General features: G+C 72.5%; 21 protein-coding genes. 11 read left to right on the forward strand and 10 right to left on the reverse strand.

All coding sequences use genetic code 11. From position 1 onward, the window contains the following. Positions 1–134: 134 nt before the first annotated feature. A complete protein-coding gene (locus ACIQRL_RS03200) occupies positions 135–2,183 on the reverse strand; it encodes a bifunctional glycosyltransferase 87/phosphatase PAP2 family protein (protein WP_401326301.1) in 2,049 nt (682 codons plus the stop codon). A 479-nt stretch (positions 2,184–2,662) separates the two neighbouring features. On the opposite strand from ACIQRL_RS03200, the gene proP reads away from it, so the two are divergent. Further along, entirely contained in the window at positions 2,663–4,099 is a 1,437-nt protein-coding gene (proP, locus tag ACIQRL_RS03205; RefSeq protein WP_401326302.1) for a glycine betaine/L-proline transporter ProP, read from the forward strand. A 174-nt stretch (positions 4,100–4,273) separates the two neighbouring features. Then, on the forward strand, positions 4,274–4,945 hold the full coding sequence (locus tag ACIQRL_RS03210; RefSeq protein WP_401326305.1) for an O-methyltransferase: 672 nt from the start codon (positions 4,274–4,276) through the stop codon (positions 4,943–4,945). 52 nt (positions 4,946–4,997) lie between these two features. Here ACIQRL_RS03210 and ACIQRL_RS03215 read toward each other — a convergent pair whose 3' ends face one another. Then, complete coding sequence (locus ACIQRL_RS03215) at positions 4,998–5,393, reverse strand: hypothetical protein (protein WP_401326308.1); 396 nt, start codon at positions 5,391–5,393, stop codon at positions 4,998–5,000. A 119-nt stretch (positions 5,394–5,512) separates the two neighbouring features. Between ACIQRL_RS03215 and ACIQRL_RS03220 the strand changes: the two genes are divergently transcribed. Then, positions 5,513–5,980, forward strand: a complete 468-nt coding sequence (locus ACIQRL_RS03220; RefSeq protein WP_401326311.1) for a DUF1992 domain-containing protein — start codon at positions 5,513–5,515, stop codon at positions 5,978–5,980. Between the two features lie 208 nt (positions 5,981–6,188). On the opposite strand, the gene ACIQRL_RS03225 is transcribed toward ACIQRL_RS03220, so the two are convergent. After that, positions 6,189–6,986 (reverse strand): hypothetical protein, encoded by a 798-nt coding sequence (locus tag ACIQRL_RS03225; RefSeq protein WP_401326314.1) that lies wholly within the window; start codon positions 6,984–6,986, stop codon positions 6,189–6,191. A gap of 14 nt (positions 6,987–7,000) precedes the next feature. Beyond that, positions 7,001–7,825 (reverse strand): hypothetical protein, encoded by an 825-nt coding sequence (locus ACIQRL_RS03230; protein ID WP_401326316.1) that lies wholly within the window; start codon positions 7,823–7,825, stop codon positions 7,001–7,003. Between the two features lie 254 nt (positions 7,826–8,079). On the opposite strand from ACIQRL_RS03230, the gene ACIQRL_RS03235 reads away from it, so the two are divergent. Then, positions 8,080–8,613 (forward strand): GNAT family N-acetyltransferase, encoded by a 534-nt coding sequence (locus ACIQRL_RS03235; protein WP_401326319.1) that lies wholly within the window; start codon positions 8,080–8,082, stop codon positions 8,611–8,613. Between the two features lie 11 nt (positions 8,614–8,624). Here the strand turns inward: ACIQRL_RS03235 and ACIQRL_RS03240 are convergent, their stop codons facing one another. Continuing rightward, positions 8,625–10,799 (reverse strand): DHA2 family efflux MFS transporter permease subunit, encoded by a 2,175-nt coding sequence (locus ACIQRL_RS03240; protein WP_401326322.1) that lies wholly within the window; start codon positions 10,797–10,799, stop codon positions 8,625–8,627. Positions 10,800–10,966: 167 nt separating this feature from the next. Here ACIQRL_RS03240 and ACIQRL_RS03245 point away from each other — a divergent pair, with 167 nt between their 5' ends. Continuing rightward, positions 10,967–12,460 (forward strand): peptidoglycan-binding protein, encoded by a 1,494-nt coding sequence (locus tag ACIQRL_RS03245; RefSeq protein WP_401326325.1) that lies wholly within the window; start codon positions 10,967–10,969, stop codon positions 12,458–12,460. 145 nt (positions 12,461–12,605) lie between these two features. Here the strand turns inward: ACIQRL_RS03245 and ACIQRL_RS03250 are convergent, their stop codons facing one another. Together ACIQRL_RS03250 and ACIQRL_RS03255 are read right to left on the reverse strand one after the other, a co-directional pair. Beyond that, positions 12,606–13,268, reverse strand: a complete 663-nt coding sequence (locus tag ACIQRL_RS03250; RefSeq protein WP_401326328.1) for an HAD-IA family hydrolase — start codon at positions 13,266–13,268, stop codon at positions 12,606–12,608. Positions 13,269–13,540: 272 nt separating this feature from the next. Continuing rightward, positions 13,541–14,122, reverse strand: coding sequence for a TMEM165/GDT1 family protein (locus tag ACIQRL_RS03255; protein ID WP_401326330.1), 582 nt, complete (start codon positions 14,120–14,122; stop codon positions 13,541–13,543). A gap of 481 nt (positions 14,123–14,603) precedes the next feature. Between ACIQRL_RS03255 and ACIQRL_RS03260 the strand changes: the two genes are divergently transcribed. The 4 genes from ACIQRL_RS03260 to ACIQRL_RS03275 all read left to right on the forward strand — a co-directional run bounded on the left by ACIQRL_RS03260 (position 14,604) and on the right by ACIQRL_RS03275 (position 18,710). Continuing rightward, positions 14,604–15,248, forward strand: a complete 645-nt coding sequence (locus ACIQRL_RS03260; RefSeq protein ID WP_401326332.1) for an HNH endonuclease family protein — start codon at positions 14,604–14,606, stop codon at positions 15,246–15,248. A gap of 145 nt (positions 15,249–15,393) precedes the next feature. Further along, on the forward strand, positions 15,394–17,064 hold the full coding sequence (locus tag ACIQRL_RS03265; protein WP_401326334.1) for an alkaline phosphatase D family protein: 1,671 nt from the start codon (positions 15,394–15,396) through the stop codon (positions 17,062–17,064). A gap of 298 nt (positions 17,065–17,362) precedes the next feature. Beyond that, entirely contained in the window at positions 17,363–17,818 is a 456-nt protein-coding gene (locus ACIQRL_RS03270; protein WP_401326336.1) for a DoxX family protein, read from the forward strand. A gap of 253 nt (positions 17,819–18,071) precedes the next feature. Continuing rightward, complete coding sequence (locus tag ACIQRL_RS03275) at positions 18,072–18,710, forward strand: DedA family protein (protein WP_401326339.1); 639 nt, start codon at positions 18,072–18,074, stop codon at positions 18,708–18,710. A 544-nt stretch (positions 18,711–19,254) separates the two neighbouring features. Here the strand turns inward: ACIQRL_RS03275 and ACIQRL_RS03280 are convergent. Then, positions 19,255–19,485 (reverse strand): DUF2277 domain-containing protein, encoded by a 231-nt coding sequence (locus ACIQRL_RS03280; protein WP_401326342.1) that lies wholly within the window; start codon positions 19,483–19,485, stop codon positions 19,255–19,257. A 101-nt stretch (positions 19,486–19,586) separates the two neighbouring features. On the opposite strand from ACIQRL_RS03280, the gene ACIQRL_RS03285 reads away from it, so the two are divergent. Both ACIQRL_RS03285 and ACIQRL_RS03290 read left to right on the forward strand, forming a co-directional pair. Continuing rightward, positions 19,587–20,360: an MBL fold metallo-hydrolase gene (locus ACIQRL_RS03285; protein ID WP_401326344.1), complete on the forward strand. Its 774-nt coding sequence runs from the start codon at positions 19,587–19,589 to the stop codon at positions 20,358–20,360. A gap of 142 nt (positions 20,361–20,502) precedes the next feature. Continuing rightward, on the forward strand, positions 20,503–21,417 hold the full coding sequence (locus ACIQRL_RS03290) for a ketopantoate reductase family protein (RefSeq protein WP_401326346.1): 915 nt from the start codon (positions 20,503–20,505) through the stop codon (positions 21,415–21,417). A 73-nt stretch (positions 21,418–21,490) separates the two neighbouring features. On the opposite strand, the gene ACIQRL_RS03295 is transcribed toward ACIQRL_RS03290, so the two are convergent. Beyond that, on the reverse strand, positions 21,491–22,384 hold the full coding sequence (locus ACIQRL_RS03295; RefSeq protein ID WP_401326349.1) for a LysR family transcriptional regulator: 894 nt from the start codon (positions 22,382–22,384) through the stop codon (positions 21,491–21,493). A 59-nt stretch (positions 22,385–22,443) separates the two neighbouring features. Then, positions 22,444–23,031: a hydrolase gene (locus ACIQRL_RS03300; RefSeq protein ID WP_401326352.1), complete on the reverse strand. Its 588-nt coding sequence runs from the start codon at positions 23,029–23,031 to the stop codon at positions 22,444–22,446. Positions 23,032–23,067 lie beyond the last annotated feature (36 nt).

Here is a 23,067-nt window from a genome sequence, read left to right on the forward strand (position 1 = left end):
AGGGAGGCAGGGGCATTCCCCCCGCCCGCCCCTGCCTCCCCCGAGAGATCACCGTCTCCCGGTCGGCGCCCGCCCGTTGTCCGGCGTTGCGAAAATCGCAACGCCGTGGCCAGGGCGTCCGTGTCCGGGACGGGTCAGCCCGGAGTACGGCCCATCGCCGGGACCGGTTCGCCCGCATCCGCCTCGACCGGTTTCGCCGGCGTCCGGGGCCGTGGGCCCTGGAGGAGATGGGTCAGACCGAAGCCCGCGGCCACCACGGCCGCGCCGCCGACCGCGTCCAGGACCCAGTGATTGCCGGTCGCCATGATCGCGGAGACCGTGAGGAGCGGGTGCAGCAGGCCCAGCGCCTTCATCCACCATCTGGGCGCCAGCGTCGCGACGACGACTCCGCACCACAGGGACCAGCCGAAGTGCAGCGAGGGCATCGCCGCGTACTGGTTGGTCATCGCGGTGAGTGCGCCGTAGTCGGGCTTGGAGAAGTCCTGCACGCCGTGCACGGTGTCGATGACGCCGAGACCCGGCATCAGGCGCGGCGGGGCGAGCGGGTAGAGCCAGAAGCCGACGAGGGCGAGCAGGGTGGCGAAGCCCAGGGCGGAGCGGGCCCAGCGGTAGTCGGCGGGGCGGCGGACGTAGAGCACGCCGAGGACGGTGAGCGGGACGCCGAAGTGGAACGACTCGTAGTAGAAGTCGAAGAAGTCCCGCAGAAAGGGGACCTTCACGACCGCGTGGTTGACCCCGCGCTCGATGTCGAGGCGCAGGAACCGCTCCACGGCGAGGATCTGGTCGCCGTGGCGCTCGGCGGTGGCCCGGCCGTCCGCGTTGGAGCCGCCGGTCACGGCGAGGCGTACGGAGGCGTAGGCGGAGTAGCCGACGCGGATCAGGAGCAGTTCGAGCAGCAGGCTCGGGCGGCCGAGGACCCGGCCGAGGGCCGGGAGCAGCGGCATCCGCTTCCACCGGACGGGGACGGGCGCCGCGTGGCGGGTGGGGACCGGGGCCCGGTAGAACTCCGAGGTGCGGGACAGGAACGGTACGAGGGTGGCGGCGGCCAGGGCGGCGATCAGCACCACGTTGTCGCGCAGCGGGTCGAGCGCCGGCATGTTCGGCAGCATCATGCCGGCGGGCAGGGTCATGACCAGGACGACGGCGACCGGCCAGACACAGCGGTCCGAGGCCCTCCGGCCGACCCGGCCGACGAGCGCGAGCAGTACCCACAGGAGCTGGTGCTGCCAGGTGGTGGGCGAGACGGCGACGGCGACGCAGCCGGTCATCGCCACGGCGAGCAGGAGCTGGCCGTCGTGTGCGGAGCGCACCGCGCGACGGAGTCCGACGGCGGCGACGGCCGCGCCGAGCACCAGGAAGAGGGCGATCTCCGGCGGCCCGGTGAGGCCGAGCCGCAGCAGCGCGCCGTGCAGGGACTGGTTGGCGAGGTCGTCGGCGTCCTTGCCGAGGCCGACGCCCGCCAGGTGGTGCACCCAGTAGGTGTTCGAGTCGCGCGGCATCGCGGCCCAGGCGAGCGCGGTGAGGGCGGCGAAGGTGGTCGCGGTGGAGGCGGCGGCGCGGCGGCGCCCGGTGAACCAGAGCAGCGGTGTGAAGAGCAGCAGGGTCGGCTGGAGGGCCGCCGCGAGCCCGATGAGGACCCCGCAGGCGCGCTCCCCGCGAACGGCGAAGCAGCCGAGCAGGACGAGCAGCACCGGGATGATGCTGGTCTGGCCGAGGTACAGGGCGTTGCGTACGGGGAGCGACAGCATCAGCAGGCTGATGGCGACGGGCGCGGCGAGCAGCGACGTACGCCTGCTCACGGGATGCGGCAGGGCGCGCGCGGCGACCAGCCCGAGCGCGACGACGAGCAGCAGGGTGCCGAAGGTCCAGCCCCAGCCGAGGGCCTGTTCGGCCGCCCGGGTGAGGGGTTTGAGGACGAGTCCGCCGAACGGGGTACCGGTGAAGCGGGTCGAGTCGTACAGCGAGCCCTTCACGTGCAGTACGCCGTTGGGGCCGACCCAGGTCTCCAGATCCGTCAGCCGGTCCGCCTTGGGCGTACCGAGAACGACGGCGACCTGTCGCACGGCCAGTATCGCGGCGATGGCCCAGAGCCCGACGCGCAGCGCGCGCAGCCGTGCCCGCGCCGTCTCCGCCGCCCCCGCGAAGGCATTGCCCCCTGGTCCGCCGCGCTCCGCGTTCGCCACGCCCTGTCGGCCCTCCCGCCCCATTGGTTGCTTTGCGTACCGGGTGTCCCGTGCATCCCCTATGTCAGTCCATATCAGGACCCTATGAGGCGCGACCGCCCCCGTCGAGGGACACAGGAAACCCCCGCTTCACCTGACGTCCGTCTCCCTTTTGTCCGAATGACGATAGTCGGGGAAGGGCCCGGTTCCCCTCCGGCCTCGCGACATAGATCACAAATGCCCCTCCGGAAGGACAGCCCCGGCCGCCTCGTCACGCCTGCGTACGCGGCCTTTACGTGCGCTGTGTCGCGGGTCGCCCACCCCACGTGACGTGGGCGAACGGTCCTAAGGTCGCCTCTTCGGTCCGCCCGGGGCGAGCCGCCGGTCCGCCTCCGGGCGAACCGCCGGTGCCTCCCCGGGCAGGCCGTCGGTCCGCCCCGAGCGGGCCACCGGTCCGCCCCCGGGCGGACCCGCCCCTGTCCCCGGCGAAAGGAAGGCCCTTGCCCACCGCGACCCCGACAACCCCCGCGACCCCGACAACCCCCGCGTCATCCGTCCCGGCCCCCGCACGACCGGCCTCCCCCGAGGTCACCGTCATCGACCCCGCGCTGGTCAGGCGCGCCGTGAAGGCGGCAGCGCTCGGCAACGCGATGGAATGGTTCGACTTCGGTGTCTACAGCTACATCGCGGTGACCCTGGGCAAGGTCTTCTTCCCCTCCGGCAACCCGACCGCCCAGTTGCTGTCGACGTTCGGCGCCTTCGCCGCGGCCTTTCTCGTCCGCCCGCTCGGCGGCATGGTCTTCGGCCCGCTCGGCGACCGGATCGGCCGTCAGAAGGTCCTCGCGATCACCATGATCATGATGGCGGCGGGCACGTTCGCGATCGGCCTGATCCCGTCGTACGCCACCATCGGCGTCGGCGCCCCGATCCTGCTGCTCGCGGCCCGTCTGGTGCAGGGCTTCTCCACGGGCGGCGAGTACGCGGGCGCCTCGACCTTCATCGCCGAGTACGCGCCCGACAAGCGGCGCGGCTTCTTCGGGAGCTGGCTGGAGTTCGGGACGCTGGCCGGATACATCGGCGGCGCGGGTCTGGTGACCCTCATGACCGCCCTGCTGTCCACCGACGACCTGCTGTCCTGGGGCTGGCGCGTCCCGTTCCTGATCGCGGGCCCGATGGGCATCGTCGGCCTCTACCTGCGGATGCGTCTGGAGGAGACCCCGGCCTTCGCCGCGGAGCTGGAGAAGGCGGAGGCCGACCGCCCCAAGGTGCCGCTGCGCGAGATGATCACCGGTCAGTGGCGCACGCTGCTGCTGTGCATGGGGCTCGTGCTGGTCTTCAACGTCACCGACTACATGCTGCTGTCCTACATGCCGAGCTATCTGACCAGCGAACTCAAGTACGACGAGACGCACGGGCTGCTCGTGGTCCTCGGCGTGATGGCGCTGATGATGGTCGTACAGCCCTTCGCGGGCGCCCTGACGGACCGGATCGGCCGCCGCCCGGTGATCGCCGCGGGCTGCGTGGGCTTCCTCGCCCTGTCCGTCCCCGCGCTGCTGCTGATCCGCCAGGGCAGCCTGCTCGCCGTCGCGCTCGGCATGGGCTCCCTCGGCCTGCTGCTGGTCTGCTTCACCGCCGCGATGCCGGCCGCGCTTCCGGCCCTCTTCCCGACCCTGGTCCGCTACGGCTCGCTCTCCATCGGCTTCAACATCTCCGTATCGCTCTTCGGCGGCACGACCCCGCTGGTGGTCACGGCCCTCATCGGAGCGACCGGGAACATGATGATGCCCGCGTACTACATGATGGCCGCGGCCGTGATCGGCGGTGTGGCCGTCTGGTTCATGACGGAATCGGCGGGCCGCCCGCTGCCGGGCTCCGCCCCCGCCGTGGAACCCCGCCCCGCCACCGCCACCCCCGCGTCGCCACCCGAGCACGGCTGAGGACACACCACCCTCGGCACCGGCGCCAGGCTGACGCCGCACGCCCCCGGCGCCCTCACCGGGCGCCGGGGGCCCGCGGGGCCGGAATCCCGCTGGCACGTGCGGGCGTCGACGGCTAGGTTCGTCTCCGGAAGTCCTTAGCGTATCTAAGTAGGCATATGAAAGGCCCGGTGTATGAGCGAGTCGCAGCTCTGGAACGACGTCGACGACCACTTCACGACCCTCCTCGCCCCCGACGACGAGATCCTGACCGCCGCGCTGCGCGACAGCGACGCGGCCGGACTGCCGCGCATCAATGTCGCGCCGAACCAGGGCAAGCTGCTCCAGCTGCTCGCCGAGATCCAGGGCGCCCGCCGCATCCTGGAGATCGGCACACTCGGCGGCTACAGCACGATCTGGCTGGGCCGCGCCCTGCCCGCCGACGGACGGCTGATCACCCTCGAGTACGACCCCCGGCACGCCGAGGTCGCGCGCGCCAACCTCGCACGGGCCGGCCTCGACAAGATCGCCGAGGTACGGGTGGGCCCCGCGCTGGAGTCCCTGCCGAAGCTGGCGGACGAGAACCCGGAGCCGTTCGACTTCGTCTTCATCGACGCGGACAAGGTGAACAACCCCCACTACATCGAGTGGGCGGCCCGGCTCACCCGGCCCGGCAGCGTGATCGTCCTCGACAACGTCGTCCGCGGCGGAGCGGTCGCCGACGGGACGAGCACCGACCCGAGCGTGCGGGGCACCCGGGCCGCGCTCGAACTGATCGCCTCCCACCCGAAGTTGGACGGCACGGCGGTGCAGACCGTGGGCAGCAAGGGGTACGACGGGTTCGCGCTGGCACGCGTACGCGCCTGATCGGTCACCCGGTTCGGCCCCCGCGCCGCCGCACGTGTCCTCGACCCGGCGGTCAGGCCTCGTGGTAGAAGCCCACGTTCACGGTGTGGGGGCCGGTGCGGTCCTGGATGACGAGTTCGCCGGAGCCGCCCGCCGGGAGTCTGGCCGTCCCGCCGTACGGAAGCGGCTGGGACGGCAGCCCCGTCAGGATCAGCCGGACCTCGGAGGACGGTTCCGCGTGGGAACCCTGGAGCCAGGTGACCTGCCAGACGCCGTCCGGGCCGCACAGGAACTCCAGGTGCACCCTGGACACGAACAGCCAGTCGTCGGGGGTCGCGAGACGGCACACGGCCCGGTCCCTGCCCACCCGCAGCATGGCCCCGGGGTCGCTCGGCGCGTCGGCCATCTGCATCCCGGCCGTCGCACCGGCGTCCGCTCCGGACACCGAGGCCATGGTGAGTTCGAGCACGCGCGCTCCTTCGTGAGGTGCTGGTCCAATGGTGCTGGCGCGGAACGTTGTTGCCCCGTCGCCGCCGCATGATAATTCGACCTTTCCCGTCGCCGTGTGACCTCCGGCACAATGGACTCATGACCGAACGCAAGCCACCCGGTGTCAGCTTCGAGTCCTGGGTCGACAAACAGATCCGCGAGGCGGAGGCCCGCGGCGAGTTCAGGGAGCTCCCGGGCGCGGGCAAGCCGCTGCCGGAAGTCACCGACACCCCGTACGACGAACTCTGGTGGATCAAGCGGAAGATGGCCCGCGAGGGGCTGTCGGTCCTGCCGCCCACGCTGGCTCTGCGCAAGGAGGCGGAGGACGCTCTCGTGGCCGCCGCCGCGGCTCCTTCGGAGCGGGTGGTGCGACGGATCGTCGAGGACATCAACGTCAAGATCCGCGAGGTCATGTTCAAGCCGCCGCCGGGCCCTCCGCTCGGGCTCAAGCCGTACGACGTGGAGAAGATCGTGCGGGAGTGGCACGCGGCCCGCGAGGACCCGGCCTCGGCCGGCGGGCAGGCCGAGGGGCCGGCCGGGGGCCGGCGAGGCACCGGAACCGCGTGAGGCCGCGCAGGACCGCGGGGATCCCGGGCCACGTCCGGCGAGAACCCGCGGCACGACGACCCGCGCGGCCGCACACGGACCCGACGGCCCGCACGAAGGGTGTTGAGGCCGCGCGAGCGCCGTCAGGCCGCGCCCACGGCGTGAGGCCGCGTCCCGGGGCATGGTCCGGGACGCGGCCTCACCTCACCGGGGAGACGTCGAAGCCGGCTCAGAGCCGCAGGAGCCGTTCGGTCATCTCGCGGTAGTCCCGCAGGGCGAGCCGGAGCCGCTCGGTGTCGGAACCCGCCGCCTTGCCCTCGTCGCCGGACTGCCAGGACGTACGCAGCGCGCGCCGCCGCCGGGTCACGGCCTCCGTGAACCGGCCCGCGAGCTCTTCCAGCACATGATCGGCCTCCTCGACGGAGGCCTGCGGCCCGTCGACGAACCCGCCGACCGCGTGCCGCATCCGCAGCGAGAACTTGTCGTACTCGTCCAACGGCAGCATCCGCTCGTCCCGCCCGGCACGATCCTCCGTGGCCGTAGCCGGAGCCGTAGCCGTAGCCGCAGCAGGAGCCGTGCGGTCCTTGGTGTCCGTCGAGCCCGCCGTCGAGCGGCCCTTGGGGAGGGCTTCCCCGGTGTCACGGGGCACCGGGCGCGGTCCGGGACGGTCGGACGTGCCGGGGGTGGCGGGTGCGGCGCCGATGGCCGTACGGCCCGTGCGGTCGCCGTGCGGGGCCTCCCGCTCGTCGGCGTCGACGCCCGTCGTCTCGCGGGGCGCTGTGCCGGTCCCGGTCGGCCGGACCGCCGTGCCGTCGCCGTTCCCGGCCGGGTCGCCCGGAGCGGGCTCGGCGGACGCGGGATCCACTCGGCCCTTCAGCGCCTCGCGGCGCGACACTTCCTCGGCCTCCCCGCGGTTCTCGTCCGCCCGGTCGTCCGGGGAACGCTCGGCGGGTACGGAGGTCACGCGGCCTTTCACGGCAGCCGCGTCGCGGGACGGGGTCCGCTCGGAGTCCTGGTCTGACTTCATGACGCTCACCTTCCTCAACTCCCCTTCGCCTGACGCCTGGTGAAGGACCAGGGCAGGGGGGAGCGAGTGTCGGGGGTGGAGGTATCGGTGCTCTCGGTGCTCTCGGGGCTGTCGCTGCTCTCGGCCCGCTCGGTGCGCTCGGCGCTCTCCGGCGTCCGCGCGGGCTCGACGCTCCGGGCGTCCTTGGTCATGCTGAACCGCCTGGCGCGCTCCGGGTGGTCGGCCGGGGGCTCGCTCACGTCGTCGGTGTCGCGTACCCGGCCGGGGGAGGTGTCCTGGCGGGTCGGGGTCAGCAGGTCGTCGAAGAGGTCGCGGGCCTCCAGCATGGCCTCGCGCATCTGCTCGGTGTCGACGCCGCCGTTCTGGCCGCCGCCCACGCGGGCCAGCGCGGCACGGTGCACGCGGCGGTAGCCGTGGACGTGGTGTCCGTGGTGGACGGAGAGCGCGGAGACCTGCTCCTCGTAACGGTCCCCGTCGGGGAACCCGCGCGCCCCGGCCAGCTCGCCGAGGAGCCGGTCGGCCTCGGCCACCGCCTCCTGGGGCGAATCCACGAAGTGTTCCTGGGCGGCCGTCCAGCCGGCGGCGTACCGTTCCCGGGCCGCGGGTTCGAGCGGCCGCTCGCGCAGGGCGCCGTGCCGCTTCACGCGCTCGGTGAGGTCGCGTTCGGCGGCCTGGGTGTCGCCGTCGTGCCGGGCGACGGTCCGGTCGTACTCCGGTCCGAAGCGCCGCCGCAGGGTGCGCCCGCCCGGCGGCCTTCGGGCGAGGAGGGTCAGGGCGGCCGCGACAACGGCAACGGCCGCCACGATCACGATCAGAGCGATGATCACGCCTGTGGACATGGGTGCCTTCCGGGGTTCTCGACCCAACGGGCCGGTTCCTGGACCGGGTTGCCCGGAACCCGCCCCTCAAACGACCCCGTCGCGGCCCGAACGGCCCTACCCCCGAGGGCCGGTCACCCGCCGGCCATCCACCCGGCACCCTCCGGGGATCCGCCCGCCCCGCACCCAGGAGATCCGTCAACGCCCGCTCCTCGTCGGGCTGTTCGGTCCGACGCCGTTATCCGGTTGCGGGCCGGGGACGGCTCCTGGCGACAATGGCCGGCATGACCCGATCGCCTTCCGGCACGCCCGCTTCCTGGAGCGTGGCCCCCGAACCGTTCGACTCCCCTGCCGCCGTCGCGCTCTGGCGGGCCTACTACACGGAGGTCAGCGACCGGTGGTACCTGCTGCACGAAGGGCGTACGACGGATCCCGACGAGCTGGAGCGGGAGGTCGCCGCGACGACGGGCGGCGAGTTCGCGCCACCGACCGGCGTACTGCTCCTCGCGCGCCACGACGGTGAGCCCGTCGGCACCGCGGGGGTGCGCATGCTCGACGCCACGACGGGCGAGCTGAGCCGCGTCTTCGTCCGCGAGGACCTGCGCGGCAAGGGAGGCGCGCCCCTCCTGCTGGCGGCGGCCGAGGCGGCGGCCCGCGGCCTGGGTGCCCGGCGGCTGGTCCTCGACACCCGCGGCGACCTCGTCGAGGCGCGGGCGCTGTACGTCCGGCACGGCTACGAGGAGACCGCGGCGCACAACGACGACGTCTACGCCGAGCACTGGTTCCGCAAGGATCTGCGAACGGCCTGACCGGCTGACGCTCAGCCCATTTCTCCCTCCGGCCGGCCGAGCAGCGTGCGCTCGTGGGGCCGCTCCGCGTCGGAGCCGCACATCTCTTCGTTCAGCTCCTCGACCAGCTGGGTGAGGTCCGTCGGGCGGTCCGGTGTCCACCAGTCGCCGAGGAGGTCGGAGAAGGACTCCTCCCGGGCCCTCCACAGATTTCCGGCGGCCTCGCGGCCCTCGTCGGTCAGGACCAGGTCCAGGCCCTCGCGGTGGACGAGCCGGCGTTCCTCCAGCTGGCGGGCGGCGGCCAGGACGATGTGCAGGGGCACGTCATGGTGCTCGGCCAGGAGCGCGGGCTCCGCCCACCCGTACTTCTTGATCCGCAGCAGCAGCCAGCTCGCCGCGGGCAGCAGGTCGTAGCCCGCCCGGTCGGTGATCTTCTCGTAGATCTCGCGGCGGCCCTCCCGGGTGCCGAGCACGGACAGCGCGCGGCACACCTCGTCGTACGAGGACCGCTCGACCGGGTTGCTGGCGAGGGTCTCCGTGACGTCGGGGGCCGTGACCGAGCCGCGCAGTTTGTCCTCGCGCAGGAACCAGGCCAGCACGAACCCGAGCAGGGCGACCGGGGCCGCGTACAGGAAGACATCGGTGATCGACGTCGCGAAAGCGTGCAGGACGGACGGCTGGAGATCGGCCGGCAACTGGCCGATCCCCTTCGGATCGGCCTTCAGGGAGTCCGTGGTGATGCCGGGGGGCAGTCGCTGCCCGCCCAGGGCCTTCGTCAGGTTGTCGCCCAGGCGGCTCGCGAACACCGTGCCGAAGATCGCGACGCCGAACGAGGCGCCGATGGACCGGAAGAAGGTCGCGCCGGAGGTGGCGACGCCCAGATCCTCGTACGACACCGCGTTCTGCACGATCAGGACCAGGACCTGCATGACCAGCCCGAGGCCCAGACCGAAGACGAAGAAGTAGGCGCTCATCTCCGCCGTGCTGCTGTTCTCGTCGAGCTGGTGCAGCAGGAGCAGACCGACGGCGGTGATCCCGGTGCCCGCGATCGGGAACACCTTCCAGCGGCCGGTACGGCTGACGATCTGCCCGGAGGCCGTGGACGACAGCAGCAGCCCGAACACCATCGGCAGCATGTGCACACCGGACATCGTGGGCGACACGCCCTGCACGACCTGGAGGAACGTCGGCAGATAGGTCATCGCGCCGAACATCGCGAAGCCGACGATGAAGCTGATGATCGCGGACAGCGTGAACGTGTGGACGCGGAAGAGCTTGAGCGGCAGAACGGGTTCGGGCGCGCGCCGCTCCACCACGACGAACACCACGGCGAGGACCACGCCGAGGATCACGAGACCGATGATCTGCGGCGAGCCCCAGTCCCAGGTGGTCCCGCCCAGCGACGCCACCAGGACCAGACAGGTGGCGACCGCGGCGATCAGGAACGTACCGAAATAGTCGATGACGTGCCGGGCCGACTTCTTCGGGATGTGCAGGACCGCCGCGATCACCGCGAGCGCGACGACGCCCACGGGGAGGTTGATGTAGAAGACCCAGCGCCAGCTCAGATGTTCCGTGAACAACCCGCCGAGCAGCGGCCCGAGCACACTCGTCGCGCCGAACACCGCACCGAACAGCCCCTGGTACTTGCCCCGTTCACGCGGCGGGACGAGGTCGCCGACGATCGCCATCGACAGCACCATCAGCCCGCCGCCGCCGAGTCCCTGCAACGCCCGGAAGCCGATCAGCTCGCCCATGTTCTGCGACGCGCCGCACAGCGCCGACCCGATCAGGAAGATCACGATCGCCGTCTGGAACAGCTTCTTGCGGCCGTACTGGTCGCCGAGCTTGCCCCACAGCGGGGTCGCCGCCGTCGAGGCGAGCAGATACGCCGTGACCACCCAGGACAGATGCTCAAGACCGCCGAGGTCGCTGACGATGGTCGGCAGCGCGGTGGACACGATCGTCTGGTCCAGCGCGGCGAGCAGCATGCCGAGCAGCAGCGCGCCGATGGACACGAAGACGCTGCCGTGCACGGTGTCCCGGGCGTCGGTCGCGGCGGCGGTGCGACGGCGCATCGCCGACTCACTCACCTCGACCGAGTCGTGCAGTCCGGGCGGCCCGCCCGGGCCGCCGCCGGCCGGCTCGTCCGCCCCGTCCGGCCCCTGGCCGGACGGCGTGTCCGAACCCTGCGCGTCCCCGGTCATGCGGCCTCCCTGAGCACCGAGGGTCCCGGTCACCCTCCATCCTGATCGGTGTGTCCGGTTATGGCCTGTCGAGCGAACCGGAATCCGCTATTCCGGGGGGCTGCTTGAAGGTTGTATGAAGGTCGTCCGGATAATCACTGGAGTTTTCAGGGGGGAGGGACCCACTCGTGACTGAACCGACCGGCCATGTCTGCCCCGAGTGCGCCGCACACCGGGCGCAGGACGGCACCCCGTCCTGCGCCTGCACCCGCAGGGCGTCCGACGCCCTGCGGGACGAGCGCACGGCGGAGGCCGCGGCGGCAGAGGACTTCAACCCGCTGCGCATACGGCCCTACGTAGAACTGGGTACGGAGCATTCCGGGCATTCCGGAGGAGGCCGCGGGCCGAACGCGGGCACCGGCGATCCGGACCCCGCCGGACCGGGATCGGTCGGACAGGGACCCGGACCCCGCCATGCCGCCCCGTGGGCCGGAGAGCCTTCGGAGACCGCCGGAGCGGCCTCCTGGGGGCCGGCGAACCCCTCCGGGCCGGTGAGCGGCCAGGGAGCGCCTCCGAACGGCAGCGCGCCGACCGGCGGCTTCGGACCGGCCGGGGAAACCGGCAGCTTCGGACCTCCCAGCGAAACCGGCAGCTTCGGACCCGTAGGGGAAGCCGGCGCCGTGCCGCTGAACGGCGGCGACCCGCGGACCCACGGCTTCCAGCCGGTCGGTGGCGTCGAGCCGATGGGCTCCGCGTACGGCGTTCCGCCGGTCGGCGGAGTGCCGATGCCGCCCGCGAACGGAGCGGACGCCGCCTCCGCCACCATGCAACTGGCCGCGATTCCGGGGGACGGGACCATGCGGCCGGCGCCGGTCCCGACCGACGCGACGATGCAACTGGCCGCGGTCCCGGCGGACGCGGCCGCGCGCTCGGCGGCCATGCCGGCCGACGCGACGATGCAGCTCAAGGCGCTTGCCTCGGACGCGCGCGCCACCGACGTCCGCCTCTTCCACGAGCGCTCCCAGGAGCCCGGATCAACGGCCTCGGACACCGATCGGCCCGGACGCCGCCGACGGACCGGGGTCATCGCCCTCGCCGGAGCCGTGGTGACGGTGGTGGCCGCGGCGGGTTTCGCCGGCGGACTGCTCTCGTACGACCCTCCCTCGCGGGACGGGGCCCTGCCGAAGGACGTCAGGGCCGGCGCGCCGGAGGTGCTGTCCGACAAGTCCTCCACGTCTCCGTCGGCGAGCGCGTCCTCCTCGGCCTCGGCACCCTCGGCCTCGGCCTCGGCCTCCTCGCCGAGCGCGAGCCCGTCGCCGTCGGCGTCCGAGTCGGACGCGTCGGCGACACCGTCCGGGTCGGCCTCGCCGACTCCCACCTCCGCACCGCCCAGCGCGACCGCAACGGCGACGGGATCGACGGCCTCCACGGGCGGCGGCGGATCGGGCGGACTGGCCGCGCCGACCCTGCGGCGCGGCGACAGCGGGCCCGAGGTGACCGAGCTCCAGCTGCGGCTGAGCCAGCTGAGGTTGTACATGCGGCAGGCCAATGGCCAGTTCGACCGTCACCTCGAGGACGCCGTGCGCTGGTACCAGTGGGCGCGGGGCATCACGGCGGACGAGTCGGGGGTGTACGGCCCGGCGACGCGGGCGAGCCTGGAGGCGGAGACGACGCAGCCGTAGCCGGGACCGTCAGGCCGACCAGGGGCCTGCCGGGTCGTGGGTAGGGGCGGGATTCGGCCCCTGCGGCGCTTGAGGAGCGGGGTCCGGGGTGGAGGGGGACCCCGCTCGGCTCCGGCCCGTCGACCGTTGGGAAGCTCCCCGCCGCTCAGCCGATGTGAAGGCGAACCGTCCCGTCCCCGACAGTCTCGACCCGCACCTCGGTCAGGTCGCGTACGAGCGCGTCCGGCCCGTGGAATCCCGCCCGGGGACCGACACCGACGACCCGCATTCCGGCGGCCCGCCCCGCCGCGATCCCCGCTCCGGAGTCCTCGAAGACGACACAGTCCTCGGGCGCGATCCCCAGCTCGGCCGCGCCCTTCAGGAAGCCCTCGGGATCGGGCTTGCTGGCGCCGACGGACTCGGCGGTGACCCGCACGTCGGGAAGTCCGAGCCCGGCGGCGGCCATCCGCCCGGTGGACAGGGCCACGTCCGCCGAGGTGACGAGCGCGTGCGGCACTCCGGCGAGGGAGGCGAGGAACTCCGGCGCTCCCGCAATCGCGACGACGCCGTCCATGTCGGCGGTCTCCTCGGCCAGCATCAGCGTGTTGTCCGCGTGGTTGTGCTCCATGGGCCGGTCCGGCAGCAGCAACGCCATCGAGGCGTAGCCCTGCCTGCCGTGGACGACTTTCATGACCTCGTCGCCGTCCAGCCCGTGCCGGTAGGCCCAGCCACGCCAGCAACGCTCGACGACGACGTCCGAGTTGACGAGGGTGCCGTCCATGTCGAGCAGGAGGGCGCGGGCGGTCAGAACGATGGTGGCCGTCGTCATCGGCATGCTCCAAACACAGACAGAGGGGGGTCAACACACCCCCGGGAAACAAGGCGGCCCCGCCCGCCGGTCAGGGAGTGCGGACGGGAACCACTTTGTTCCTACAAGATACAAAACAAGCCCCCTCGGCGCCACCGCCCCTGACCTGCCCTTTGGTCACGCACACACCGAACGCAACCCCCAGGACGTCATCGAGTCACCATCGGGACACCCACCGGACACCGACAGCCCGCGCCGGCATCCGCCACCGAGGGCACGCGGCCGGACGGAACTCAGCCCGCCACAGCCTCGTAGAGGCTCCAGGTGCCCAGACCCAGCATCAGCATCGCCGCCACCTTCGTGATCAGCGACAACGGCACCCGCTTCATCAGCGCCTTGCCGCCGACGATCCCGAGCCCCGCGACGGCCCACAGCCCGAGCACCGCGCCGAGACCGACGGACAGCGGGTCGTCGTACCGCGCGGCGAGGTTCGCGGTCATGATCTGGGTGAGGTCGCCGAACTCGGCGACCAGGATGAGCATGAAGCCCGCCCCGGAGACCTTCCAGAAGGTCTGGTTCTCCGGCTTGCGGATCTCCTCCTCGTCCTCGTCCTTCTTCATCAGCAGCACCGCGGCACCGCCGAGGAACAGCAGACCGGTGACCGCGTGCACGATCTGCTGCGGCAGCAGCGTCAGCACGCTGCCCGCCGCGACGGCGAGTGCCACATGGACGGCGAACGCGGCGGCGACACCGGCGAAGACGTACGAGGCGCGGTAGCGCGTGCCGAGAACGAGGCCGGCGAGGGCGGTCTTGTCCGGCAGTTCGGCAAGGAAGACGACACCGAAGACGAGCGCCATCACGCTGAAGCTGATCAAAATTCCTCAATCGGTCGGGCTGCCCCGCCGAGAGTGCTGCGACTGCGCGTGCTGTGACTGCGCGACACCTCGGCACGGCAGCACACAGCGACACCCGCGCCGGGAGGCGCGGGCAGAAGCACCCACACCGGAGGAACCCGGCACGGGCAAGTGCACTGCTTGCCGAAGGTCTCGCTGGCCGGCCTCGTGAACGAGGTCTGCCTCCGGGCGCCGGCTCAGACGAGCTGAGCAGTATGTCGACGGTCCCGGCGAAGAGCTACTCCCCTTCTGCGCCGTTCATACTACGCGACTCCCGGAGGGGCCCACAGGGCCGAAAGTCCCGGGGCCCAAAATCCCCGCCGAACCGAAAGTTCCGCGATGAACCTTGTCATGTCATGTACGCGTCACTAGTTTCTAACCGCGCACTTACCTCCCGGCAACACCACGCCGCGAGCATTCGTTCGCTCGCACTCCAACGCCCCCACACCCCAAGGGAGTTCGCATGCCAAAGGTCTACGCGCGTCGACGGTTGAGCATACTCGCAGCCATCACGGGCCTCATAGCCATGGCCAGTGTTTTCAACGGCCCGACCGCCTCCGCCGCCCTCCCCACCCCGGTCAGCGCGGCCACCGCCCGCACCTACCTCGCGTCCCTCACCGTCGCGACGGAGAACCGCACCGGCTACGCCCGTGACCTGTTCCCCACCTGGATCACCATCAGCGGCACCTGCAACACCCGTGAGTACATCCTCAAGCGCGACGGCTCGAACGTCGTCACCGACTCCGCCTGCGCGGCCACCAGCGGCAGCTGGTACTCCGTCTACGACGGCGCCACCTGGACCGCCGCCTCCGACGTCGACATCGACCACCTCGTACCGCTCGCCGAGGCCTGGGACTCCGGCGCCAGCGCCTGGACCACGGCCCAGCGCCAGGCCTTCGCCAATGACGTGACGCGCCCGCAGCTCCTCGCCGTCACGGACAACGTGAACCAGTCCAAGGGCGACAAGGACCCGGCCGAGTGGATGCCCTCGCTCACGTCGTACGCCTGCACCTACGTCCGCGCCTGGGTCCAGGTGAAGTACTACTACAACCTCAAGGTCGACTCCGCGGAGAAGGCCAAGCTGAGCTCGGTCCTGAGCGGCTGCTGACCCGCACCCGCCTCACAGACCGGCGACCGCAGGTCGCCCGGGTTCCGGACGCCGTCCCCCCACGGTCTTCCCCACGGTTTCCGGAACCTCCCCACCGTCCTCCGTCGTTCCGTACCGTACGGGGCGACGGAGGAGGGGGATCATCATGGCCGAACTGCGCCTGGGACCGCTGCTGAGGTACGTCGACGGCTCGTCCGCGACCTTCTGGGTCGAGGCGAGCCGTCCGTGCACCGCCGAGGTGCGCTGCGCGGACGGCGCCCGCGGAAAGGCCCGCACCTTCCAGATCGCGGGCCACCACTACGCGCTGGTGCCGGTCAGCGGACTGACTCCGGGCACGGTCACCGCGTACGAGATCCTGCTGGACGGGACGACGGTCTGGCCGCTGCCCGACTCGCCCTTTCCCCCTTCGGTCGTCCGCGCCCCCGAGGACGACGACGCCACCGTCCGCGTCACCTTCGGCTCGTGTCGCTGGGCAGCGCCTCCCGCGGACGAGAAGGACCCCGTCGGGCCCGATGCCCTGGACACCCTCGCCGCCCGGATCGCCGCCGCCCCGGACGGCGAACGCCCCGACGTGCTCCTGCTGTTGGGCGATCAGGTGTACGCGGACGAGGTCTCGAAGGCGACCCGCGCGTGGATCGCCGCGCGACGGGGCCTGGCCGATCCCCCGGGCCACCAGGTCGCGGACTACGAGGAGTACACCCGCCTCTACCACGAATCCTGGCTCGACCCCGAGATCCGCTGGCTGCTGTCCACCGTACCGACCTGCATGATCTTCGACGACCACGACGTCATCGACGACTGGAACACCAGCGCGGCCTGGCTCGCGGAGGTCCGGGCGACCCCGTGGTGGCGCGAGCGGGTGCTGAGCGGTCTCATGTCGTACTGGGTCCACCAGCACCTCGGCAACCTCTCCCCGGGCGAGCTCGCCGCCGACCCGCTGTACGCCGCCGTACGCGAGACCCCCGACGGCACGGACGTGCTGCGCGCCTTCGCCGCCCACGCCGACGCCGACCCTGCCTCGGTCCGCTGGAGCTACCGTCGCGACTTCGGCCGGACCCGTGTCCTGATGCTCGACAGCCGCGGGGCCCGCGTCCTCGACGAGGAGCACCGCGCGATGCTCGATCCCGGCGAGGCGGCCTGGCTGCGGGAGCAGGCGCTTCAGACGCCGGAATCCCGGGACCATCTCCTGATCGGCACATCGCTGCCCTGGCTGCTGCCCCCGCTGATCCATCAGGCGGAGACCTGGGACGCCGCGCTGTGCCGGGGCGCGCGGGGCGCCCGCTGGGCGCGGTTCGGCGAGCGGTTGCGGCGCGCGGCCGATCTGGAGCACTGGGCGGCCTTCCCGGAGTCGTTCGCGGAACTGGCGGAGCTGATCGCCGAGGCCGGCTCGGGCGAGCACGCGCCGGCGACGGTGTGCGTGCTGTCGGGAGACGTGCACCACGCCTACGTCGCCGATCCGGTCTGGGCCGACCCGGCCCGGCAGCCCTCCGCCCGGGTTCTCCAGCTCACCTGCTCACCCGTCCACAACTCCATACCGCTCTCCATACGGCTCGGCTTCCGCTTCGGCTGGAGCCGCCCGGCCCGACTGCTGGGCAACCTCCTCGCCCGGCACGGCCGTTGCGGACGCCAACCGGTCGACTGGCGCAAGTCGGGAGGCCCTTGGTTCGGCAATCAGCTCATGACCCTGACCTTGCAAGGCCGTTCGTCCTCCCTGCGCCTCGAACAGGCGCGGGAGGCGCGGGGCGGCGGCCCCGACGGCACGGCGCGGGGCGCCCGGCTGACGACGGTGGAGGAGTCCGTGATCACCGCGCGATAGGGCCATTTCCCACGGGTGCCGAGCCCGCCACCCTCGGCCGTCACGAGCCACCCTGCACCCAGCACCCCGCGCCCCGCACCCCGCACCCGGCACCCGGCACCGATTACTGGTCGCCGATCACCGGCACCGATCGCCCCGCACCGATCGTCCCGCGCCGAACACCCGTCGCGGGGTTCAGCCATGGCCGAATGTTGAACTTGCAAGCACAGATTAGGTGCACCTAACCTTGGTGACTCACTCGGTTCCGTCCCACGGTCCGGCCCGCCCGGACCGAACCAGACCGAAGGAGTTCCCCCACATGACCGGACGCCTCAACAGCGCCCAGCCGTACGCCATTTCCCTCTTCCGCATCGTCGTCGGACTGCTCTTCGCCGCACACGGCGCCGCCTCGCTCTTCGGCGTGCTCGGCGGCGCGATGGGCAGTAACGGCGGCACCATCGACGCGGGCACCTGGCCCGGCTGGTACGCGGCCGTCATCCAGCTCGTCGCCGGGGTGCTCGTGCTCCTCGGCCTCGGCACCCGCGCCGCCGCGTTCATCGCCTCGGGCTCGATGGCGTACGCCTACTTCGACGTCCACCAGTCGGCGGCCCTCTGGCCGATCCAGAACGGCGGCGAACTCTCCGCGCTGTTCTGCTGGACCATGCTGCTGCTCGTCTTCACCGGCTCCGGCGCGCTCGGCCTGGACCGGCTGCTCGCCGCCCGCATGTCACCGGTCGGCGAGGACGAACGGACGGCGGAGCCCGTCACCGCCTGACCCCCGCGGCCGAGCGCCCGCCCCCGCGGCACGGGGGCGGGCGCCCGCCGTATCCCGTATCCGCAGCGGGCATCGGCGCCGTACGGGATACCGGAGCGTGCGGGCCCGTGAACGTGATGTGACCGACACATGCGACCCCCGAGGATCTTCTGTCACATCCGCGGCGTACGCTGTATGGCTGTCACAGGCCGCCGTGCCACGCCCCGCTCGTCGCGGCACGGTCGGCCTCACGGGGGAGTCGGGGGAGAGTTCGGTGCTGGAGAGTGTGGGGGCGCTGACAGGCAGCCCGTGGATCTACGCGGTGGTCGCCGTGTCCATCGTTCTCGATGTGTTCCTGCCGGTGCTGCCGAGCGGAGTCCTGGTCATCACGGCGGCGACGGCCGCGGCGGGCTCCGCCACGGCCACCGGCGCCGTTCCGCACACCGTGCCCGACATCCTGGTGCTCACCCTGTGCGCCGCCACCGCCTCGGTCTTCGGTGACCTGATGGCGTACCGCCTCGCCTGGCGCGGTGGCGACCGCCTGGATCGCGCCATTGCCCGGTCCCGCCGCCTGACCAGCGCGCAGGAACGTCTCGGCGAGGTTCTGGCGCGCGGCGGCGGGGCCCGCGGTGTGCTCGTCGTCGTCGCCCGTTTCGCGCCGGCCGGCCGCTCGGTCGTCTCGCTCGGCGCGGGCGCCGCGCACCGCCGGGTCCGCGAGTTCCTGCCCTGGTCCGTCCTCGCCGGACTGGCCTGGGCCGGGTACAGCGTGGCCCTCGGCTACTTCGGCGGCCAGTGGCTGGGCGCCACCTGGCTCGCGACGGGCGTGTCGTTCGGGGCCCTGTTCGTCGCGGGAGCGGGAGCGGCCTACCTCGTACGCCGGCCCGGGACAAGGGCGGGGACCACCACGGCCTGAACCACGGCCACCGACCGCGGGTTCGGCCCCCGGTGACCGGCCTGCGGTTACCACGGGCCGAACGGCCACCGGCTGCGGGCCTACGGGCCACGGACCGTGGGTCACGGGCTGCGGGCGACCGGCCTCGGGCCACCGGCTGCGAGCCACGAGCTTGCGGGCTTGCGGGCTTGCGGGCCACGGACCGTGGGCCACGGGCTGCGGGCGACCGGCCTCGGGCCACCGGCTGCGAGCCACGAGCTTGCGGGCTTGCGGGCTTGCGGGCTTGCGGGCTTGCGGGCTTGCGGGCTTGCGGGCCACGGACCGTGGGTCACGGGCTGCGCACCACGAGACTGCAGGTCACCGGCTGCGGGCGACCGGCCTCGGGCTGCGAGCCACGGACTACCGGTCAGAGGTCACTGGGCACTGCGGGGGCGGACCACGGGTACGGACCGCGGACCACGGGGTTGCGGGCAGGGCCCGTAGCCTGCGGCGGCCGTGCGGGGCAACGGGCCGCGGACCGCGGGCGGTCCTGGGCCCGCGGCCCTCCGTGCGGGGCGCGCGGGTGCTATCCGGCGTGCTGGTGCGCCGCCCCGCGTACCTCCAGGTCGTCCAGCAACTCGGCCGTGGCCGCCGCGACCGCCGCGACGGCGCGGTCGAAGACCTCACGGTTGTGGGCGGCCGGGGCGCGGAACCCGGAGACCTTGCGGACGTACTGCAGAGCGGCGGCGCGGATCTCCTCCTCGGTCGCTTCCTCGGGGATCGCGGGCGGACGAAGTGTCTTGATGCTGCGGCACATGACTCCAGTCTCGCGCGTCCGGCGCCATGATGGTCAGCGCTCGCGAAAGCGGGCAGTCACGGCCGGGAATAGCGCCACCGGTTCCCCGGATTGAGCAGAGCATGACCTCAATGGAGATCACCTACGTCGGCGGTCCCACCGCCGTCATCGCGATCGGCGGCCTGCGGCTGCTCACCGATCCGACCTTCGACGCTCCCGGCGAGTACCCGGTCGGCGCGCGGAAACTGGTGAAGACCACCGGGCCCGCGCTGCCGGCCGAGAAGCTCGGCCCGGTCGACGCCGTCCTGCTCTCCCACGACCAGCACCCGGACAACCTGGACGCGTCCGGGCGCGGATATCTCCAGGGCGCCCCGGTGACCCTGTCGACGGCATCGGCGTACGAGCGGATCGGCGCGCCCGTACGGGCCGTACGCCCCTGGGAGTCCGTCGAACTGACGCGTCCGGACGGCGGAGTGCTGCGTGTGACGGCCGTTCCGGCGCAGCACGGACCCGACGGCTCGCTGCCTCTCGTGGGCGAGGTGACCGGTTTCGTCCTGTCCGGGGAGGAGCTGCCCAAGGTGTACGTGAGCGGTGACAACGCGTCCCTGGACGTCGTACGGGAGATCGCGGGCCGGGAGGGGCCCTTCGATGTGGCCGTGCTGTTCGCGGGCGCCGCGCGCACCCCGCTGGTGCCGGACGCTCCACTGACCCTGACCAGCGAGGACGCTGCGCGGGCGGCGGAGATCCTCGGCGCCTCCCAGGTCGTACCGCTGCACTTCGAGCACTGGGGCCACTTCACCCAGGACGGTTCGACCCTGACGAAGGCCTTCGCGGACGCGGGTCTCGTGGACCGGCTGCGGCTGCTGGAGCCCGGGGCTTCGGTACGGGTGCCGTAGCGGCGCCGACGGTCCCGTTCGCCGCAACACCCCAGTGAATCCTTGGAGATGGGCAAGCTTCTCCGAGGATTGACTCGGATGACCGCCGCTTGTGATCATCGCCGGGGCCCGTTCGGGGTCCTGCGGAGAGGAGCGAGGGCATATGGCGAACGACGGGCTGACGGTGGCGGTGCTGGGTCCGGGCGGGGTCGGCGGGCTGCTCGCGGCGCTCCTGTCCCGCGCGGGCCACCGGGTGATCTGCCTCGCCGGGGACGAGACCGCGCGGACGCTGGCCGCGGACGGTATCGAGGTGCGCAGTGACCGCTTCGGCGACTTCACGGCGCGGGTGTCGGCGGACACCGAACTGCGCGAGCCGGCCGACGTGTGCCTGATCGCGGTCAAGGCGACCGCCCTGGACGCGGCCCTGGAGCGGCTCCCGGCGAAGGTTTTGGGCGAGGAGGCCCTGGTCGTCCCGCTCCTGAACGGTGTCGAGCACCCGGCGACGCTGCGTGAGCGCTACCGCCCCGAGCAGGTGGCCCCCGCGGTGATCCGCGTGGAGTCGACGCGGATCGCGCCGGGAGTGATCGAGCACGGCAGCCCGTTCGCCGAGGTCGACCTGACCGCCGAGACGGCACCCCGAGCACGGGTCGAGACGCTCGTCGGGGCCCTGGAGTGGGCCGGGGTACGCGTCCGGGTCCAGGACGGCGAGGCGGCGACACTGTGGGCGAAGATGTCGTTCCTCGCGCCGTTCGCGCTGCTGACCACGCGGTACGGGGTGCCGGTGGGCGACGTACGCACGCTGCACCGCGAGGAGTTGACCGCGCTGGTCGAGGAGACGACGGCGGTCGCCCGGGCGTGCGGTGCCCCGGTCGATCCGGCGGCCGCCCTCGCCCGCTACGACGCCTTCCCGGCGGCCACGAAATCCTCCATGCAGCGCGACGCCGAGACCGGACGCGCACTCGAACTCGACGCGATCGGCGGCGCGTTGCTGCGGGCGGCGGCGCGGACCGGGGTGCCGGTACCGGTGGCGAGCCGACTGGTGCGCGACCTGACGCCGACCACCGAAGCGGGCAACTGACGGCGGAGCGGCACCCGTTGGCGCCCGCTGCTGACCGCCTGCTTGCTGGCCGCCCGCTGCTAGCCGTCCGCTGCTAGCCGCCCGCGCAGTGCCGGGTCACCGTGTCGGCGAAGGCGTGCGCCACCGGCGACAGGGCGTCCCACTGACGTACCGCCCAGCCGACCGTGAGCGGCGGCAGGGCCGGTACGGGCAGGAAGCGGAGACCGGGGCGGCCGGAGCCGCGCAGGCCGGGCAGGTCGGGGACCACGGCGTGACCGAGGCCGAGTTCGACGAGCAGGATCGCGGTGTCCCAGTCGGCGACGCTGGTGTCGGGGGCGCCTGCCGGTATCCCCAACTCCCGGTAGGCGGAGTCCAGATGGGTGCGGGAGGTGGAGTTCTCGGGCAACCCGACGACCCGGAGTCCGGCCAGCTCCTGCGCCTCGATCCGGTCCCGCCCGGCGAGTTCGTCGTCGGCGTGTACGGCGAGCACCCAGGGGAGTTCGGCGACGGGCCGCTGCTGGACCCCGCGCACGGGCGGGCCGAGGGTGATCCAGGCGAGGTCGAGGCCGTGGTCGGCGAGGGCTTCGAAGCAGCCGCGGCTGGAGTTCTCGGTCCGGAACTCCAGACTCACCTCGGGGTACCGGCGCCGGAATTCGACCACCGCCTCGGCCATGAAGTGCCGCACGGTGGTCCCGCCGGTGGCGATCCGTACCGTCCCGCCGCCCCCGCGCGCCAGCTCGTCGAGCCGGCGCAGCGCGAGGTCGAGGCCCGCGATCCCGTCGGCGGCGGCCCGTTCGAGGAGCCGCCCGGCACGGGTGGGCACCACACCCCGGGCCTGTCGCTCGACGAGCCCGACCCCGACCTCCCGTTCGAGCCGGCGCACATGCTGGCTCACCGCCGACTGCGTACAGCCCAGCTCCCGGGCCACGGCACTCAGGCTCCCGGCCCGGCAGACGGCGACGAACACACGAAGATCATCCAGGGTCACGGACCCCAAGGTAGCCGCGGCCCCGGGAAGTTGACCGCTCAGTCCCGGGTCTTGTCGAGTCAGTCCCGGGTCTTGCCGAGCAGCTCGACGATCTCCTCGGTCGTCCCGCTCTCGCCGAGGCGGGGGAAGATCCGCTCGACGCTGTTGCGGTGCGTCTCGGGGTCGAGGTCGGACATGGCGTCGGTGGCGAGGGTGACGTGGTAGCCGTGTTCGTGGGCGGCGCGGGCGGAGGACTCCACACCGATGCTGGTGGCGATGCCGGCCAGCACGATCTGGGTGATCCCGCGGCGGCGGAGCTGCAGGTCGAGGTCGGTGCCGTGGAAGGCGCCCCAGTTCCGCTTGGTCACGGTGATGTCCCCGGGGTGCCCGGCCAGTTCCTCGACGATGACGTCCCAGCCCTCCGGGAAGGCGCGGCCGCGGCTCGGGCCGTCGATGCGGCCGGGTACGGCGTCCGCGCCGTCGGCGGCGGCGGTGACCCGGACGAGGACGACCGGGAGGTCGTGGCCGCGGAAGGCGTCCGCGAGCCGGACGGATCGCCGCACGACGTCGGCGGCGGCGTGCGGGGCGAGGCCCGGGTTGCCGACGATTCCGTGCTGGAGGTCGATGAGGACGAGCGCGGTGCGGGGGTCGAGCGTCGTGACTGCCATGGTCAGGCCTTTCGGGGGATGAGATCGCGCAGGGAT

The sequence above is a fragment of the Streptomyces sp. NPDC091209 genome, from assembly GCF_044757755.1.
In the GTDB taxonomy this organism is placed as follows: Bacteria; Actinomycetota; Actinomycetes; order Streptomycetales; family Streptomycetaceae; genus Streptomyces.